Origin of the sequence: Cryptosporangium sp. NPDC048952, assembly GCF_043197895.1 — a bacterium.
Classification (GTDB): domain Bacteria; phylum Actinomycetota; class Actinomycetes; order Mycobacteriales; family Cryptosporangiaceae; genus Cryptosporangium.
Genome location: NZ_JBICTY010000005.1, coordinates 185547 through 200817, shown reverse-complemented (window position 1 = coordinate 200817; position 15271 = coordinate 185547). Strand labels below are relative to the sequence as shown.

The following is a 15271-nucleotide window of genomic DNA, read 5'->3' as shown; positions in this document are numbered from 1 at the left end:
CCCATGGAATTCCGCACACTTGGTCGTTCCGGGCTCTACATCTCCGAAATCGCCTACGGCAACTGGATCACCCACGGGTCGCAGGTCGAGCAGGACGCCGCGATCGCGTGCGTTCACACGGCGCTCGACCTGGGAATCACCACGTTCGACACCGCGGACGTCTATGCGGGGACCCGCGCCGAGACGGTGCTGGCGAAGGCACTGGAGGGTGTCCGCCGCGCCGACTACGAGCTGTTCACCAAGGTCTACTTCCCGGTCGGGTCGGGTCGGAACGCGCGCGGTCTCTCCCGCAAGCACATCATGGAGGGCATCAACGGGTCGCTCCGCCGCCTCGGCACCGATTACGTCGACCTCTACCAGGCCCACCGGTACGACTACGAGACGCCGCTCGAGGAGACGATGCTGGCGTTCGCCGACGTCGTCCGCGCCGGGAAGGCGCTCTACATCGGCGTCTCCGAGTGGCGCGCCGAAGAGATCGCCCGCGCCGCCGAGCTGGCCCGTGAGCTGCACGTCCCGCTCATCTCGAACCAGCCCGAGTACAACATGCTGTGGCGGGTCATCGAGGCCGAGGTCGTGCCGGCCAGCGTCGAGGCGGGTCTTTCGCAGATCTGCTTCTCGCCGATCGCCCAGGGTGTGCTCACCGGCAAGTACAAGCCGGGCGAGCCGGTGCCGTCCGGTTCCCGCGCCACCGACGAGAAGGGCGGCGCGAACTTCGTCAAGCGGTGGATGGCCGAGGACGTGCTGACCCGGGTGCAGCAGCTGCAGCCGCTGGCCGACCAGGCCGGGCTCACGCTCGCGCAGCTGGCGGTGGCCTGGGTGCTGCAGAACCCGAACGTGGCCGCGGCGATCATCGGCGCGTCGCGTCCGGAGCAGGTGACCGAGAACGTCGCGGCGTCCGGTGTGCGGCTCGACGCCGATCTGTTGACGGCGATCGACGATGTTCTGGAGCCGGTGGTGGAGCGGGACGCCGGTCTGACCCGGTCGCCCCGCACCCGTCCGTAGCTACTCGGCGGTCAGGGGCATGGCGTACTCGACGCGGCCGTTCTCTTCCAGGGTGACCTCGTCGATGCCGGACGCCAGCAGTTCGCGCCACTGTTCGCCGAGCCAGCTCTCGGCGTCGGACTGGCTCGGGAACTCCTCCGAGACCGAAGGTTCGCTGCTGCCCTGGTATCGCCACTGCCATGTCATTCCCCGAACCTACAAGGACTTCTCGATGCACACGCTGGTACTCGGCGGGATCCGCTCCGGTAAGTCCGCGTGGGCCGAACGCGAGGCGGCCCGGTCAGCTCGGGCGGTGTGCTATCTGGCCACCGCGCCGGATCGGCCGGGTGATCGGGAGTGGGCGGAGCGCGTGCGGGCGCATCGGGAACGCCGGCCGGAGCCGTGGACCACCGTGGAGGTCGGTGGCTCCCCCGGAGACCTGCCCGCAGCGCTGGGGACGCTTCCACCGGACGCGGTGGCGCTGGTCGACGACATCGGGAGCTGGCTGGTCGGTGCTTTCGACGCCGCTTCGGCGTGGGAGGCCGCCGACCCGTGGGGAGCAATCGCCGCCGACGTCTCGGCCCTGCTGGACGCCGTCACGGCCTGCCCGGCCGACTTGGTCCTGGTCAGCCCGGAGGTGGGCTGGACCATCGTCCCCGCGACCCGCTCCGGCCGCGTCTTCGTCGACGCCCAGGGCACGCTGAACCAGCGGCTGGCCGAGATCTGCGAACACGCGGTACTCATCGTGGCCGGGCGGGCACTCGGGTTGTCGGACCGGGCGGATAGCCTCCTGTCGTGACTGAGCCGGACGTCGAGGGCGCGCCACCGCCCGAACCTTCGTTGCTGGAGAGCCTCACGCCCGTGGCCCCCGACTGGGCGGCCGGTGAGGCAGCTCAGGCGCGGCTGGCCGGTTGGCGCACCGCCACCGGAACCCTGGCCGACGTGGCCCGCTGGGTAGGCACCGTGCGCCCGGACGGCACCCCGTTCCATCGAATCCGCCTCATCGCCTTCGCCGCCGACCACGGCGTGGCCGACGGGGCGGACGAGGCTCGGGCCCTGTTGGCCGGGGAGGGTGCGTTGGCGCTGCTCGCGGAGCGGGCCGGGGTCTCGATCCGCCTGATCGACGCCGGGCTGGCCGGCGACCCCCTGCCGGGCGACGTCTCGGCTCGGCGCGTACGGGCCGGCAGCCCCGCGCTCCACCACGAGGATCCGCTCACCCCCGAACAGGTCGACGCCGCGCTCGACCTCGGCGCCCGAGTAGCCGACGAGGAGGTCGACGCCGGTGCCGACCTGGTGATCCCGGTCGTCCTCACCGAGTCGGCCCTCATCCCCGCAACCGTGATCATCGGTTCCCTCTGCGACGTCGAGCCGGTGCGGGCACTCGGCTACGACGCGCACGTCCCCGACGCGGTGTGGATCGAACGCTGCGCCGCCGTCCGCGATGGCATGCGCCGCGTCTCCACGGCAGCGGCCACCCTCGCCACCCGGCGTCTGCTCGCGATCGGCGGCGGCGCCGACCTGGCCGCCGCTGCCGGTTTTCTGGTGCGTACCGCGGCCCGGCGCACACCCGCCCTGCTCGACGGCGTCGGCGCCGCCGCGGCCGCGCTGGTCGCGCGAGCCCTCGCGTTCGAGGCGCCTCGCTGGTGGTACGCGCCGCACGGGTCCGGGCGCGCCGGCGAGAAGCAGGCGTTCTCGATGCTGAGCCTCGAGCCCGCCGTGAACCTCGGCGTCCGCCTCGGCGACGGTGCGGGCGCCCTGTTGGCGCTCCCGGTGCTCACCGCGGCGATCGAACTCACCCGTACCGCCCCCCAACGCGTCGAGGAGACCCCCGACGAGGTCGAGGTCACCGTCGACCCGGGCGACGAGATCGGCGGCGTCGGAGGCTATGACGCCGGCCCGCGCGCCCCCGAGGCGGACGTGCCCATCGTGCAGCCGGAGGACGTCGACCCGGCGGTGATCGAGCCGCTCGACCCGGCTGATCCGCTTGCGGTCGATCCTGAGCCCTCGCTCGATCCCACGCCGCTGGCGGCGAACCCCGCGGCACCGACGGATGCGGTGAGGCGAGCGGGAGACGCGCCGAGCGGTGGGTGACGCCGCGCGGCTCGCGTTCTCGATGCTCACCGTCGCTCCGGTGCGCGCCGGCCGGATGGACCGGGAGACCGGGGGCGGCGCGATGCTGCTCGCCCCGCTCGTCGGGGCGACCGTCGGCCTCGCCGCCGGTGTCGTCCTGCTGATCGCGACGCTCGTCGGCATCCCTCCGCTGGCAGCGGGCGTGCTCGGCGTCGGCACGCTGGCGCTCGTCACCCGCGGCCTGCACCTCGACGGGCTCGCCGACACCGCCGACGGCCTCGGCTCCTACGGCGAGCCGCAGCGCGCCCTGGCCGTGATGAAGGCCCCCGACATCGGCCCGTTCGGCGTCGTCACGCTGATCCTCGTGGGTGTCGCCCAGGTGGCGTGCCTGGCGTCGGTCACGGAGACTCGCGCGGTGCTGCCGCTGCTGCTACTCCCGGCGGTCGGCTCGGCGACCGGCCGCACGGCGATCACCTGGGCGTGCCGCGTCGGCGTCCCGTCCGCACGGCCGAACGGGTTGGGAGCGCTCGTCGCCAGCACGATCTCCCCGATCGCGCTCGCGCTGACGACCTGCGCGGTGGTCGTCTCCGCAGCCCTCGCCACCGGTGTCGGCGGCCCCACCCTCTGGCGTGGGCCCTTGGCCGTGGCGGCCGGACTCGTCGTCGCCTGGGCCCTCGTCCGCCACTGCGTCCGTCGCTTCGGTGGCATCACCGGCGACGTACTGGGCGCCGCCTGCGAGGTAGCCACCACCGCCGCCCTGGTGGTCCTCGTGATCCAACCCTGGTCGGTCTCCCTCCCCCTGACACGGTGACTGCCCGCCCGGATGATCCGGACGGGCAGTCAGAGTGCGGTGGAGCTCAGTCGAGCGGGCTCGCGCTCGGGAGGGTGCTGACCGAGTCGGTCATCGGCGCGATCGGCGCCGACGCGGACGCCTCGCCGCGCTGCGGCGTCTCGTCCGGGGCCGGCTGCTCGGACGTCCCGTCGGCCGGAACGTCACCCTCGGTGGGGTCGGGCGACTCGGTCGGCTCGCCGCTCGGGCTCTCGCTGCCCTCGTCGGACGGGCTGACGTCCTCGCTCGGCGACTCGCTCGGCGTCGCGTCCTCGCTGCTGCTCTCGCTGTCCGAGGGCGTCGGCGTCGGGCTCGTGTCGCTGTTGTTGCCGCCGGTCACGACGTGGTTGAACGTCGTACCGCTGCCCTGTCGACCGTTCACCGCGTCGGCCACGGTGCGGCCCTCGAACAGTTCGATGGTCGTGATGATGCCCATCACCAGCAGGAACAGCGCGGCGCTGGTCAGCGCCATCCGTTTCCACGGGAGCCCGTCGTACCAGGCCGGCCTACCGCCGTAGACGGTTCCGTCGCCGTTCGGCCGACCCGGCGGCGGCACCGAAGCAGCCCCGTAGGCGGTGCCGCCAGCAGCGCCACCCACGGTCCCGTTCGTCGTGAAAACCCCGGACCCACTGACCACGGGTGTCCCGAACGGACGCGTGGCATCCTCCGGCACCGCGTCCATCACGTGCGTCTCCGCCATGTGCGGATCCGGCAGACCACGCCCGACCTGCGTCACTCCCGGCAGGCTCGGATCCGGCGCCACCGTCGACGAGTCGCGACCTTCGTGCAGCACGTCGTCCACCGGCACCTGCGCACCGCCGACCGTCGTCGTCACCACGGTCTGCAGCACCTTGCCGGACCGCTGGATGGACTTCTGGTAGACGGCGGTGCTCACGGTGGCGATCACGCTGCCGAGCCCGGCGCCGAGCACCGTCCCGGCCACGCCGAGGTAGGACGCGGCGACAGCGGACGTGGACGCCGCCATCGCACCGGCGAGAACCTGGCCCCCCGAGATCCCGAGGAAGCCCTTCTTCTCGTCTTTCCGCTCCTCCTCCGGCTGCTCCGGCCCCCGCAGCGCCGGAGGTACCTGGGAGGCAGCGATCGGGCTACCGGTCGCGGGCGCCACGTGACCGCTGCCGGTCGCGCGCGACGTGTACCCGGAATACCCCGTCGAGTACCCCCGATATCCCGTGGACAGCGCACCACCGGTCGCAGCGGCCGCCGCACCGCGGAACTCCGACTCCGCGGTCACGGGCCGCGGAACAGCGGGTTTCATCGGCTCGTCAGCCGTCGGGGTAGCCGCGGGAGACGCCGCACCGGGCGTCTTCAGCGAGTGCCCCACGGGCGCCGAGTCCGATGTCGTGACCGGCGGCAACGGCGGGAGCTCGAGCGAATCGATCCCCCGGGTGGTGGGTTCCTCGAGCGCAGGCGTATCAGCACGTCTGGCCCCGCCGGTGGTCGACGGAGCCGGTGACGCCGACGTGGAGTTCACGTCCGGAGCGGTCTCACGGCTGGGCGGATCGGGACGGGCGGGCAGGTTCGGCTCAGTCATGCGCCTTCGGCAGGTCGAGGACGGTCAGGGTCACGGAGATTCAGGCTACGTCGGCGCGCACGTCGGGCGCGGCCCCAGACGGCCTACCCGATGATCCCCTAGCGAACACACATCATCGGGTCCCCAAACGTGAGCTTTTGACCGGGCACCGCAACGGTGCAGGTCACCGAGCGTGCGACTCACCTCACGTGTGACGGCACGAACGGCGGATCGACGACCCGCACCCGCGACCGCCGTCCCCGGACGTCGATCGTCACCTCGTCGCCCACCGCCACCCCGGCAGCCGTATCGAGCAACGCGAGCCCGATCCCCACCTTCCGGGTGGGCGAGAACGTGCCACTCGTGACGGTGCCGATCCGCCCACCGTCGGCGTCGAGCACGGCCATGCCGACCCGCGGGATCCCCCGGTCGAGCGCCTCCAGCCCCGCCAGGCGACGCGCCGGTCCGGCTTCCTTCTCCGCGAGCAGCGCATCCCGGCCCCAGAACGACGGCTTCTTCCAGCCGACCGCCCAGCTGCTCCGGGCCTGCAGCGGGCTGATCTCCAGTGACAGGTCCTGCCCGTGCAGCGGATAACCCATCTCGGTGCGCAGCGTGTCCCGAGCGCCGAGCCCGGCCGGGCGCACACCCAACGCCTCGCCGGCGCCGAGCAGCGCGTCCCACAGCGGCTCGGCGAACTCCGAGCGCGGCAGCAGCTCGTAGCCGTGCTCGCCGGTGTAGCCGGTGCGGCAGACGATCACCGGCACGCCCTCGTGCTCGGCCTCCACGAAGCCCATGTAGTCGTGGTCGGCGGGCAGCCCGATCGCGGCGAGCAGCTCCGCCGACCGCGGCCCCTGCACCGCGAGCACCGCGTACTCGGCGTGCTGATCGGTCACCTGGACCGTGACTGGCGCGGCGGCCGCCAACCGCGAAACCACCGCCGCGGTGTTCGCCGCGTTCGGCACCAGGAACACCCGGTCGTCGGCGACGTAGTAGGCGATCAGGTCGTCGACCACGCCGCCGGACTCGTCGCAGCACAGCGTGTACTGCGCCTTGCCCGGTCCGATCCGGCCCAGGTCGTTGGAGAGGGTCGCGTTCACGAACTCCGCGGCGCCCGGCCCGGCGACGAGCGCCTTGCCGAGGTGCGAAACGTCGAACACCCCCACCGCGGTGCGCACCGCCGTGTGCTCGTCGATGACGCCGGAATACTGAAGTGGCATCTCCCAGCCGCCGAACTCGGCAAACTTGGCGCCGAGCGCGACGTGCCGATCGTGCAACGGCGAACGGCGCAGGGGCGATTCGGGCGCGGCGTGATGGCTACTCGGGTCGCTGCTGGTCATGCTGGCGAACGTACCGTCAGGGTCGATCGCAGTCGGCCCGGGTGTCGCGCCGTAGCATCGCCACGGCACTCAACCGGAATCTGGAGCGAGAATGACGCGACCCACCGAGGCAGCTGTCCTGACCGTGTCCGGCGCCGGCGCCGTCGACGCCGAGGTCGACGCCGTCGTCATCGGCGTCCATCGCGACGGCGAGCAGCTCAGTCTCGGCCCCGGCGCGGCCGCCGTGGACACCGCGCTCGGCGGACGCCTGCTCGACGTGCTCGCGAGACTGGGAGCGAACGGCGTCACCGGCGAGGTCGTGAAGGTCGCCACGCTCGGGGCCACCACCGCTCCGGTCGTGGCCGCGGTGGGGCTCGGCCCGGTCGAGCCGAAGCCCGGCAGCCCCGACCCGCACGAGAACTACCGGCGTGCGGCCGGTGCGGCGATCCGCGCGCTGACCGGCACCGACCGGGTCGGCCTGGCGCTCGTCGACTCCGACCCGTCGCTCACCCGCCCGGTGCTCGAGGGCGCCACGCTCGGCGCCTACGACTTCGTCGGCTACAAGAGCGAGCTGCCCCCGAGCTACCGTCCGCCGGTCCGCGAACTCGTGCTGCTCGCGGACGCCACCGGCCGTGGCGAGATCGAGCTGCAGGGCGAGACCGACCGGGTCAAGGCCGTCACCGACGCGGTCCGGCTGGCCCGCAACTGGATCAACACCCCGCCGAACGACCTCCGTCCGCCGGCGTTCGCCGCTCAGGCGGCGGAGGCGGCGGCCGATGCCGGTCTGGAAGTCGACGTTCTCGATACCGACGCGCTGAGGGCGGGCGGGTACGGCGGCATCCTGGCCGTCGGGCTGGGTTCGGAGGCGGGCCCGCAGCTCGTCCGGATCGCCTACACCCCGGCGGAGTACGACAAGCACGTCGCGCTGGTCGGCAAGGGCATCACGTTCGACACCGGCGGTATCTCGATCAAGCCGGCGCAGAACATGCAGGACATGAAGAGCGACATGTCCGGCGCCGCGTGCGTGGTCGCGGCGATGACCGCGATCGCGCGGTTGCAGCCGGCCGTGAAGGTCACCGCGTACGTGCCGATGGCCGAGAACATGCCGTCGGGCTCGGCGTACCGGCCGGGTGACGTCGTGACGATGTACGGCGGCACGAAGGTCGAGGTGCTCAACACCGACGCCGAGGGCCGGATGATCCTGGCCGACGCGATCGCCAGGGCCGTCGAGGACGAGCCGGACTACCTGCTGGAGACCTCGACGCTCACCGGCGGCCAGGTCGTCTCGCTGGGCGAGCGCATCTCGGGTCTGATGGGCTCGACCGAGCTGCTGGCCCGCCTCAAGGACGCCGGTGCGCGCACGGGTGAGCCGATGTGGCCGATGCCGCTGCCCGACGAGGTGCGCTCGGGCATGGACTCCGCGATCGCCGACGTCACGCAGATCAACGCCGGGTTCGACCGGGCCGGTCACATGCTCCAGGGCGGCTCGTTCCTGTCGCGGTTCGTGCCGGACGAGGTCCAGTGGGCACACATCGACATCGCGGGGCCGTCGTACAACACGAAGACCCCGCACGGCTACACCCCGAAGGGCGCCACCGGAGTCCCCCTCCGCACGCTCATCGAGACCGTCGAAGACATCGCCCACAACGGCTGACCGAGGCTTCAGGCTTGAACCTGGAGCCCGCCCAGGGCAAAGCTGACAGTCGAGCGCGAATCCGCCGCGTATAGGTGCCTACTCAAGGGTTCGCGCTCGCCTGTCAGGTTTGGTCTGGGCGGGCCGCCCTCTTGCGAGACCATTCGCGCATGCGGGTGGGGTAGCCGACCGCGGCGACGTCGTAGACCGGCATGCCCAGGCGTTGGCCCAGCTTGCGGGCATCGTCCGGGCTGCCGATCCGGCGGCGCGTCCACTCGCCGTCGGTCGCGATGAGGATCACCGTCATCGCTGTCACGTTCGTCTGCGGCTCGACGTACGCCTCTACCCCGCGCCGGGTCCTGGCGAACTCCTCCAGGTGCGCGATGTCCTCACGCTGCGCACCGCGCGGCGTCCCCGGCCGGGATTTCTTCCGTCGTAAGAAACTCACGGGGGCACCTCCCTGCCCCGAGTGTAGGCAACCTGCACGACCTGCGGTGGTAACCCACGTCGCGATCCGACTTCGGCTAGTGACAGGATTGGGGCAAGAGTCAAAAGCTCGGGAGCCTCGGGAGAAATGGTGGGCGGAGGTCCAGCGCACGACCTCGTCGTACTCGGCGGTGGTAGTGGCGGTTACTCCTGTGCACTCCGGGCCGCGGAACTGGGCCTGTCGGTCGTTCTGATCGAGCAGGACAAGCTCGGTGGCACCTGCCTGCACCGCGGCTGCATCCCTACCAAGGCCCTGCTGCACGCGGGCGAGGTGGCCGACACCACTCGCGAGGCCGCCCGGTTCGGCGTCAAGGCCGAGTTCTCCGGCATCGACGTCACCGCGGTGCTGGCCTACCAGGACGGCGTCGTCAACAAGATGTACCGCGGCCTCACGGGCCTGGTGGGCAGCCGAGGCATCACGGTGGTCAACGGGCGCGGACGGCTGACGTCCCCGACGACGGTCGAGGTCGACGGCGAGACCTACGAGGGCCGTCACCTCGTGCTGGCCACCGGCTCGGCGCCGAGCACGCTCCCGGGCCTGGAGATCGACGGACAGCGGGTGCTCACCAGCGACCACGCGCTGCGCCTCGCGCAGCTGCCGGCCAGCGCGGTGGTGCTCGGCGGCGGCGTGATCGGCGTGGAGTTCGCCAGCGCCTGGCGCTCGCTCGGCGTCGACGTGACGATCGTCGAGGCGCTTCCCCGGCTGCTGCCCGCCGAGGAGGAGTCCTCGTCCAACCGTCTCGAGCGTGCGTTCCGCCGCCGGGGTATCGGTTTCCGTACCGGCGTCCGGTTCGCCGATGTCAAAAACACCGCCACCGGCGTCCAAGTGCACTTGTCCGACGATTCCGTGCTGGACGCCGAGCTCCTGCTGGTCGCGGTCGGCCGCGCACCGGTCTCGGCCGGCCTGGGCTACGAGGAGGCCGGCGTCGCGGTGGAGCGCGGGCACGTCCTCGTCGACCCTCTGTGCTCGACGAACGTGCCGACGATCTCGGCCGTCGGAGACCTGATCCCGACGCCCCAGCTCGCGCACGTCGGGTTCGCCGAGGGCATCCTGGTGGCCGAGCGGATCGCCGGCCTGCCGGTGACGCCCATCGACTACGCGGGCGCGCCCCGCGTCACGTACTCCGAGCCGGAGGTGGCCTCGGTGGGGTTGACCACGGCTGAAGCCCGCGCCCGGGGGTACGACATCGACGAAGTCCAGTACGACCTCGCCGGCAACGGCAAGGCTACGATTTTGCGGGCCTCCGGCGCGGTAACGGTGTTGCGCGCGAAGGACGGTCCGGTACTCGGTGTCCATCTGGTCGGCAGCCGGATGGGTGAACTGGCAGCCGAGGCCCAGCTGATCTACAACTGGGAGGCTTTTCCCGAGGATGTCGCGCCGCTCCTGCATCCGCATCCGACCCAGTCCGAAGCGCTCGGTGAGGCTCACCTCGCGCTGGCGGGAAAGCCGTTGCACGTACACGGGTGACACACCCGCGCCAACGATCAAATAGTTCGAGGAGCCGCACAGACAATGCCGACTTCCGTATCGATGCCCGCACTCGGCGAGTCGGTCACCGAGGGCACCGTGACCCGCTGGCTCAAGCAGGTCGGTGACACCGTCGCCGTCGACGAGCCGCTGCTCGAGGTCTCGACCGACAAGGTCGACACCGAGATTCCCTCGCCCGTCGCCGGCACGCTGCTGTCGATCACCGCGGACGAGGACGCCACCGTCGAGGTCGGCGGCGAGCTCGGTGTCATCGGCGACGAGGGTGAGGACGCCGGTTCGAGCGCCCCCGCCCCGTCCGAGGAGCCGGCCGCCGAGGCCGCGGCCGAGGAGCCCACCGACGAGCCCGCCGACGAGCCGGCCGAGGCCCCCTCCACCGACTCCGACGAAGAGGCCACCGCGCCACAGGCCGAAGCCGCGCCGAGCGGTGGCGGCGAGGGCACCTCGGTGAAGATGCCCGCGCTGGGCGAGTCGGTCACCGAGGGCACCGTCACCCGCTGGCTCAAGCAGGTCGGCGACTCCGTCGCCGTGGACGAGCCGCTGCTCGAGGTCTCGACCGACAAGGTCGACACCGAGATCCCGTCGCCGGTCGCCGGCACGCTGCTGTCGATCAGCGCCGACGAGGACGCCACCGTCGAGGTCGGCGGCGAGCTGGGCGTGATCGGCTCGGCCGACTCCGCCCCCACCAAGTCCGAGCCGTCCCCGGCGCCCAAGTCCGAGCCCAAGTCGGAGCCCAAGTCGGAGCCGAAGCCCGAGCCGCAGCCGGCGCAGCCCGAGAACCCCACGGCGGAGGAGTCCGAGGAGCCGGCTCGCGCGGCCGTCGAGTCGACGCCGCCGCAGGACGCCGCACCCGCCTCCGCTCCCGCCCCGGCGCCGTCGCGGGCCCCGGAGAGCTCCGAGGCCCCCGCAGCCGACAACGGCCAGGGCGCCTATGTGACGCCGCTCGTGCGCAAGCTCGCCGCGGAACACAGCATCGACCTGGGCAGCGTCAAGGGCACCGGCGTCGGTGGCCGGATCCGCAAGCAGGACATCCTCGACGCCGCGGAGGCCAAGAAGGCCGCCGCTGCGGCCCCGGCGGCAGCAGCGCCCGCCGCCTCCGCTCCGGCCGCCGCGCCGAAGGCTCCGGCGCAGCCGTCGCCGCTGCGTGGCCGCACCGAGAAGCTGACCCGCCTGCGCAAGGTGATCGCCCAGCGGATGGTCGAGTCGCTGCAGGTCGCGGCCCAGCTGACCCAGGTCATCGAGGTCGACGTCACGAAGATCGCGCAGCTGCGGCAGCGGGCGAAGAACGACTTCCAGGCCCGGCACGGCGTGAAGCTGACGTTCCTGCCGTTCTTCGCGGTTGCGGCCGTCGAGGCGCTGCAGCAGTACCCGCAGCTCAACTCGGTGCTCAACATGGACGAGGGCACCGTCACCTACCCGGCTGCCGAGCACCTGGGCATCGCGGTGGACACCGAGCGCGGCCTGCTGGTGGCGACCGTGCGGGACGCCGGTGACCTCAACCTGGCCGGCATGGCCCGGAAAATCGCCGACCTCGCGGACCGCACCCGCAACAACAAGGTCACTCCGGACGAGCTGGCCGGGGCGACCTTCACGCTGACCAACACCGGCAGCGTGGGCGCCCTGTTCGACACGCCGATCATCTTCCAGCCGAACTCGGGCATCCTCGGCACTGGCGCGGTCGTCAAGCGTGCCGTCGTGATCAACGACCCGAACCTCGGCGAGGTCATCGCGCCGCGGTCGATGATCTACCTGGCGCTCTCCTACGACCACCGGATCGTGGACGGCGCGGACGCCGCTCGCTTCCTGGGCGCGATCAAGCAGCGTCTCGAGGCCGGCGCCTTCGAGGGCGAACTCGGCCTGGCCTGACAGTCCTTCCGACGGCCCGCCCCTCCCGGGCGGGCCGTCGGCATTCGGTGCCGATGCACGGCGTGCTCGCCCGGCCCGGGCGAGCACGCGTGGGCGCGCGCCGAGCCGGGCCGGGCCGAGCCGGGCGAGACATGTTGCGGACGCGCGCGCCTCGAGTCGCGAGCCGCGGTCTGGCGCGAGAGGATCGCGTCATGAGGATCGTGGTGAGTGGCGCGAGCGGCCTGATCGGGACGTCGCTGGCCGACGCCCTGCGCGGGGACGGGCACGAGGTGATCCGCCTGGTGCGCCGCGAGCCGACCGGCGCCGACCAGGTGCGCTGGGACCCGGCCGCCGGGCACCTGGACCCGCAAGCCCTCTCCGGTTCCGACGCGATCGTGCACCTCTCCGGTGCGGGCGTCGGCGACCGGCGGTGGACGTCGAAGTACAAGGCGACGCTCATCGACAGCCGCGTCGACTCCACGCGGACGATCGCGACCGCGGCCGCGCGAGCCGAGAAACCACCGAAGGTGCTGCTCTCCGCGTCCGGCATCGACGCGTACGGCGACACCGGCGACCAGGAGGTCCGCGAGGACCACCCGTTCGGCACCGGGTTCCTCGCCGACCTGTGCCGCGTCTGGGAGGCCTCCACCGCTCCGGCCGAGGAAGCCGGTGTCCGGGTGGCCCATCTGCGTTCCGGGCTCGTGATGGGCCCCTCCGGCGGGCTGATGGGCCGCCTGAAGCCGCTGTTCAAAGCTGGCCTCGGTGGCCGCCTGGGCTCCGGGCAGCAGTGGTGGCCGTGGATCTCGCTGCGCGACGAGGTGGCCGCGATCCAGTTCCTGCTCACCGCCGAGGACGTCGCCGGCCCGGTGAACCTGGTGGGCCCCGAACTGGTCACCAACGCCGAGTTCACCGCGGAGTTCGCCCGGCAGGTGCACCGACCGGCGCTGGCCACCGTCCCGGCGTTCGCGCTGCGCCTCGCGCTCGGCGACTTCGCCGACAACGGCATCCTGTCGAGCAAGCGCTCGGTGCCGGGCGTGCTGCTCGACTCCGGGTTCACGTTCACCGACAACACGCTCGCCTCGGCTCTGCGGTACTCACTGGCCTGAGCGGGATGGGGTCGCAGGTGGCCCGCAACGCGGTGGCCACTTCCCCGGCGGTGGGGCGACGCCCGGCGACGGCCGCGGCCAGCACCGTCACCAACCCGGCCGGCACTCCGTTCGCGACCAGCCGCTCGGGCCATTCGGCCGGAAGAGCGGGCCCCGTCGGGAGGCCCAGCAGCGATCGCACGGCGAGCGCCGCGAGGTGACCCGCCCCGTCTCCGGGTGCGAGCGCTTCGGCGAGGGGCGCGAACACCGCCACCACCTCGCCGACCCGTAATCGAGAGGTTCCATCCATGACGTCGGACGGTAGGCCGATCGCGGTGGCGCCGCGCCGGGCGTCCACAGCCGTGTTTGGTTATCCACAAGCACGGTCACACGGGGGACGGCGCACCGTAGTCTCTTCTCGACGGGACGGTGCGATCGTTCCGGTGTAAGGCGTTCGCGTTCGGGGGACGGTGATCGCATGGACCTCATCACACTCGCCGGGGACCCGACCTCGGAGCCGGACGACCTGGCGGGCGCCGTCGACGCCGCCGCCGGAGAGGTCGCGGCATTCGGGCCCGTTCTGGGGCTCGTCGACCATGACGCGCCGGCGGTCCGCACCGCAGTGGCCCGCGCGCTGCCGCACCTCGCGGCGATGGAGATCAACGCCCCGTTCGCACCGCTCGCGGTCGACGCGCTGATCAGCCTCACGGCCGATCCCCACGGTGACGTCCGCAACTGGGCGTGCTTCGGGCTGGGTACCCAGATGGACGAGGTCGACGGAACGACGGTCCGGGAGGCGCTAGCCGCGCGGCTCACCGACCGGCACGGTGAGGCCCGGCGCGAGGCGCTGATCGGCCTGGCGCGGCGGCGTGACGCCCGAGCGCTCCCCGCGGTGCGTGCGGCCCTGTGCCGGTCCGACGTGTGGCTGCTGGAGGTGGAGGCGGCCGGCGCGCTCGGCGATTGCTCGCTGCACCCGCTGGTGATCCGCCACCTCGACGGGTGGGACGGCGGAGCGGCCCGCACGGTGGCCGCGGTGGCCCGTCTCACCGACCCCGACGGCATCGGCGCCGACCTGATCGACGGCCTGGCCGCCTGGTACCGCTGCGGTGGCCCGCTGGCCGCCGACGCCGACCCCGGCTGGTGGCGGATCGCGCTCGACCTGCTCGAACTGGCGCCGTACCGGGCGACCGAGCTGGCCACTGCGGTCGCCGGGCGTCTCGGCAGCGACCAGCACGCGCTGGACGTGCTCGACGACTCGACGCTGGGCGCGATCGCCCGCACGCACGGCTGGGCCGGAGTGGGTCCCCGCGCGGCGTAGCCTTCGGAGCATGACGCTCGCTACGGCCCCCACCGACGTACGACGCCTGCCGGGCCTCAACGAATACCGCGAGGTGTGGGAGGAGCAGCGTCGCCTGCACGCGCTGCGCGTCGCCGACGAGATTCCCGACACCGTGCTGCTGCTCGAGCACCACGACGTCTACACCGCCGGTCGCCGCACCGAGGACCACGAGCGCCCGTTCGACGGCACCCCGGTCGTCGACGTCGACCGCGGCGGCAAGATCACCTGGCACGGTCCCGGCCAGCTGGTCGGCTACCCGATCGTCCAGCTGCCCCGCCCGCTCGACGTCGTCGCGTACGTGCGGCGCATCGAAGCGATGCTGATCGACGTCTGCGCGGAGTTCGGCCTCGCCACCACGCGCGTCGAAGGCCGCACCGGCGTCTGGCTCCCCGCCGACGACCGGGGCCCGGAGCGCAAGATCGCCGCGATCGGCGTGCGGGTCAGCCGCCGCGTGGCGATGCACGGGTTCGCGCTCAACTGCAACTCCGAGCTGCGCGGATTCGGCAACATCGTGCCGTGCGGCATCCAGGACGCGGGCGTCACGTCGCTCTCGGCCGAGCTGGGCCGCACCGTGACAGTGGACGACGCGATCGCCCTGGTGGAGCCGCGGCTGCCGTCTCTTGCGGGCGGTCCCGACCGGGTTTGAACAAGCCGGTTCGGGGGAAGCGGC

General features: G+C 72.3%; 15 protein-coding genes. 10 read left to right on the top strand and 5 right to left on the bottom strand.

Annotated elements, in window-relative coordinates; all coding sequences use genetic code 11:
* The first annotated feature begins 3 nt into the window (after window positions 1–3).
* Window positions 4–1002, top strand: a complete 999-nt coding sequence (locus tag ACGFY5_RS27600; protein WP_392724236.1) for an aldo/keto reductase family protein — start codon at window positions 4–6, stop codon at window positions 1000–1002.
* Here the strand turns inward: ACGFY5_RS27600 and ACGFY5_RS27595 are convergent, their stop codons facing one another.
* Entirely contained in the window at window positions 1003–1188 is a 186-nt protein-coding gene (locus ACGFY5_RS27595; RefSeq protein ID WP_392724234.1) for a hypothetical protein, read from the bottom strand.
* Window positions 1189–1213: 25 nt separating this feature from the next.
* On the opposite strand from ACGFY5_RS27595, the gene ACGFY5_RS27590 reads away from it, so the two are divergent.
* Genes ACGFY5_RS27590 through ACGFY5_RS27580 form a run of 3 tightly spaced genes read left to right on the top strand, consistent with a single transcriptional unit; the run spans window position 1214 to window position 3862 of the window.
* On the top strand, window positions 1214–1780 hold the full coding sequence (locus ACGFY5_RS27590; protein WP_392724232.1) for a bifunctional adenosylcobinamide kinase/adenosylcobinamide-phosphate guanylyltransferase: 567 nt from the start codon (window positions 1214–1216) through the stop codon (window positions 1778–1780).
* Complete coding sequence (locus ACGFY5_RS27585; protein WP_392724231.1) at window positions 1777–3072, top strand: nicotinate-nucleotide--dimethylbenzimidazole phosphoribosyltransferase; 1296 nt, start codon at window positions 1777–1779, stop codon at window positions 3070–3072. The genes ACGFY5_RS27590 and ACGFY5_RS27585 overlap by 4 nt, the downstream gene beginning before the upstream one ends.
* Window positions 3065–3862, top strand: a complete 798-nt coding sequence (locus ACGFY5_RS27580) for an adenosylcobinamide-GDP ribazoletransferase (RefSeq protein ID WP_392724229.1) — start codon at window positions 3065–3067, stop codon at window positions 3860–3862. Before ACGFY5_RS27585 ends, ACGFY5_RS27580 begins: the two co-directional genes overlap by 8 nt.
* A 46-nt stretch (window positions 3863–3908) precedes the next feature.
* Here the strand turns inward: ACGFY5_RS27580 and ACGFY5_RS27575 are convergent, their stop codons facing one another.
* Both ACGFY5_RS27575 and gcvT read right to left on the bottom strand, forming a co-directional pair.
* Window positions 3909–5432, bottom strand: coding sequence for a hypothetical protein (locus ACGFY5_RS27575; protein WP_392724227.1), 1524 nt, complete (start codon window positions 5430–5432; stop codon window positions 3909–3911).
* 179 nt (window positions 5433–5611) lie between these two features.
* Window positions 5612–6748, bottom strand: coding sequence for a glycine cleavage system aminomethyltransferase GcvT (gene gcvT / locus ACGFY5_RS27570; RefSeq protein WP_392724225.1), 1137 nt, complete (start codon window positions 6746–6748; stop codon window positions 5612–5614).
* Between the two features lie 91 nt (window positions 6749–6839).
* Between gcvT and ACGFY5_RS27565 the strand changes: the two genes are divergently transcribed.
* A complete protein-coding gene (locus ACGFY5_RS27565; protein ID WP_392724224.1) occupies window positions 6840–8381 on the top strand; it encodes a leucyl aminopeptidase in 1542 nt (513 codons plus the stop codon).
* 103 nt (window positions 8382–8484) lie between these two features.
* On the opposite strand, the gene ACGFY5_RS27560 is transcribed toward ACGFY5_RS27565, so the two are convergent.
* Window positions 8485–8808 carry a hypothetical protein gene (locus ACGFY5_RS27560; protein ID WP_392724223.1) on the bottom strand — a complete coding sequence of 108 codons (324 nt, stop codon included), beginning with the start codon at window positions 8806–8808 and terminating at the stop codon, window positions 8485–8487.
* A 126-nt stretch (window positions 8809–8934) separates the two neighbouring features.
* Between ACGFY5_RS27560 and lpdA the strand changes: the two genes are divergently transcribed.
* The 3 genes from lpdA (at window position 8935) to ACGFY5_RS27545 (ending at window position 13283) form a co-directional block, all read left to right on the top strand.
* The gene (lpdA, locus tag ACGFY5_RS27555) at window positions 8935–10314 is read left to right on the top strand and encodes a dihydrolipoyl dehydrogenase (RefSeq protein WP_392724221.1); all 1380 of its coding nucleotides are present in this window, start codon (window positions 8935–8937) and stop codon (window positions 10312–10314) included.
* A 45-nt stretch (window positions 10315–10359) separates the two neighbouring features.
* Window positions 10360–12198: a 2-oxoglutarate dehydrogenase, E2 component, dihydrolipoamide succinyltransferase gene (gene sucB / locus ACGFY5_RS27550; protein WP_392724219.1), complete on the top strand. Its 1839-nt coding sequence runs from the start codon at window positions 10360–10362 to the stop codon at window positions 12196–12198.
* A 191-nt stretch (window positions 12199–12389) separates the two neighbouring features.
* Window positions 12390–13283, top strand: coding sequence for a TIGR01777 family oxidoreductase (locus ACGFY5_RS27545; RefSeq protein WP_392724218.1), 894 nt, complete (start codon window positions 12390–12392; stop codon window positions 13281–13283).
* On the opposite strand, the gene ACGFY5_RS27540 is transcribed toward ACGFY5_RS27545, so the two are convergent.
* Complete coding sequence (locus ACGFY5_RS27540) at window positions 13237–13572, bottom strand: hypothetical protein (protein ID WP_392724216.1); 336 nt, start codon at window positions 13570–13572, stop codon at window positions 13237–13239. The genes ACGFY5_RS27545 and ACGFY5_RS27540 overlap by 47 nt on opposite strands.
* Before the next feature lie 168 nt (window positions 13573–13740).
* Here ACGFY5_RS27540 and ACGFY5_RS27535 point away from each other — a divergent pair, with 168 nt between their 5' ends.
* Both ACGFY5_RS27535 and lipB read left to right on the top strand, forming a co-directional pair.
* On the top strand, window positions 13741–14580 hold the full coding sequence (locus tag ACGFY5_RS27535; RefSeq protein ID WP_392724214.1) for a HEAT repeat domain-containing protein: 840 nt from the start codon (window positions 13741–13743) through the stop codon (window positions 14578–14580).
* A gap of 10 nt (window positions 14581–14590) precedes the next feature.
* A complete protein-coding gene (gene lipB, locus ACGFY5_RS27530) occupies window positions 14591–15247 on the top strand; it encodes a lipoyl(octanoyl) transferase LipB (protein ID WP_392724212.1) in 657 nt (218 codons plus the stop codon).
* The last annotated feature ends 24 nt before the right edge of the window (window positions 15248–15271 follow it).

Bases quoted from the DNA above. Each gene is read 5' to 3' on its own strand.
- ACGFY5_RS27600 (WP_392724236.1), top strand. From the start codon at position 4: ATGGAATTCCGCACACTTGGTCGTTCCGGGCTCTACATCTCCGAAATC.
- ACGFY5_RS27595 (WP_392724234.1), bottom strand. From the start codon at position 1,188: ATGACATGGCAGTGGCGATACCAGGGCAGCAGCGAACCTTCGGTCTCG.
- ACGFY5_RS27590 (WP_392724232.1), top strand. From the start codon at position 1,214: ATGCACACGCTGGTACTCGGCGGGATCCGCTCCGGTAAGTCCGCGTGG.
- ACGFY5_RS27575 (WP_392724227.1), bottom strand. From the start codon at position 5,432: ATGACTGAGCCGAACCTGCCCGCCCGTCCCGATCCGCCCAGCCGTGAG.
- gcvT (WP_392724225.1), bottom strand. From the start codon at position 6,748: ATGACCAGCAGCGACCCGAGTAGCCATCACGCCGCGCCCGAATCGCCC.
- ACGFY5_RS27565 (WP_392724224.1), top strand. From the start codon at position 6,840: ATGACGCGACCCACCGAGGCAGCTGTCCTGACCGTGTCCGGCGCCGGC.
- lpdA (WP_392724221.1), top strand. From the start codon at position 8,935: ATGGTGGGCGGAGGTCCAGCGCACGACCTCGTCGTACTCGGCGGTGGT.
- sucB (WP_392724219.1), top strand. From the start codon at position 10,360: ATGCCGACTTCCGTATCGATGCCCGCACTCGGCGAGTCGGTCACCGAG.
- ACGFY5_RS27545 (WP_392724218.1), top strand. From the start codon at position 12,390: ATGAGGATCGTGGTGAGTGGCGCGAGCGGCCTGATCGGGACGTCGCTG.
- ACGFY5_RS27540 (WP_392724216.1), bottom strand. From the start codon at position 13,572: ATGGATGGAACCTCTCGATTACGGGTCGGCGAGGTGGTGGCGGTGTTC.
- ACGFY5_RS27535 (WP_392724214.1), top strand. From the start codon at position 13,741: ATGGACCTCATCACACTCGCCGGGGACCCGACCTCGGAGCCGGACGAC.
- lipB (WP_392724212.1), top strand. From the start codon at position 14,591: ATGACGCTCGCTACGGCCCCCACCGACGTACGACGCCTGCCGGGCCTC.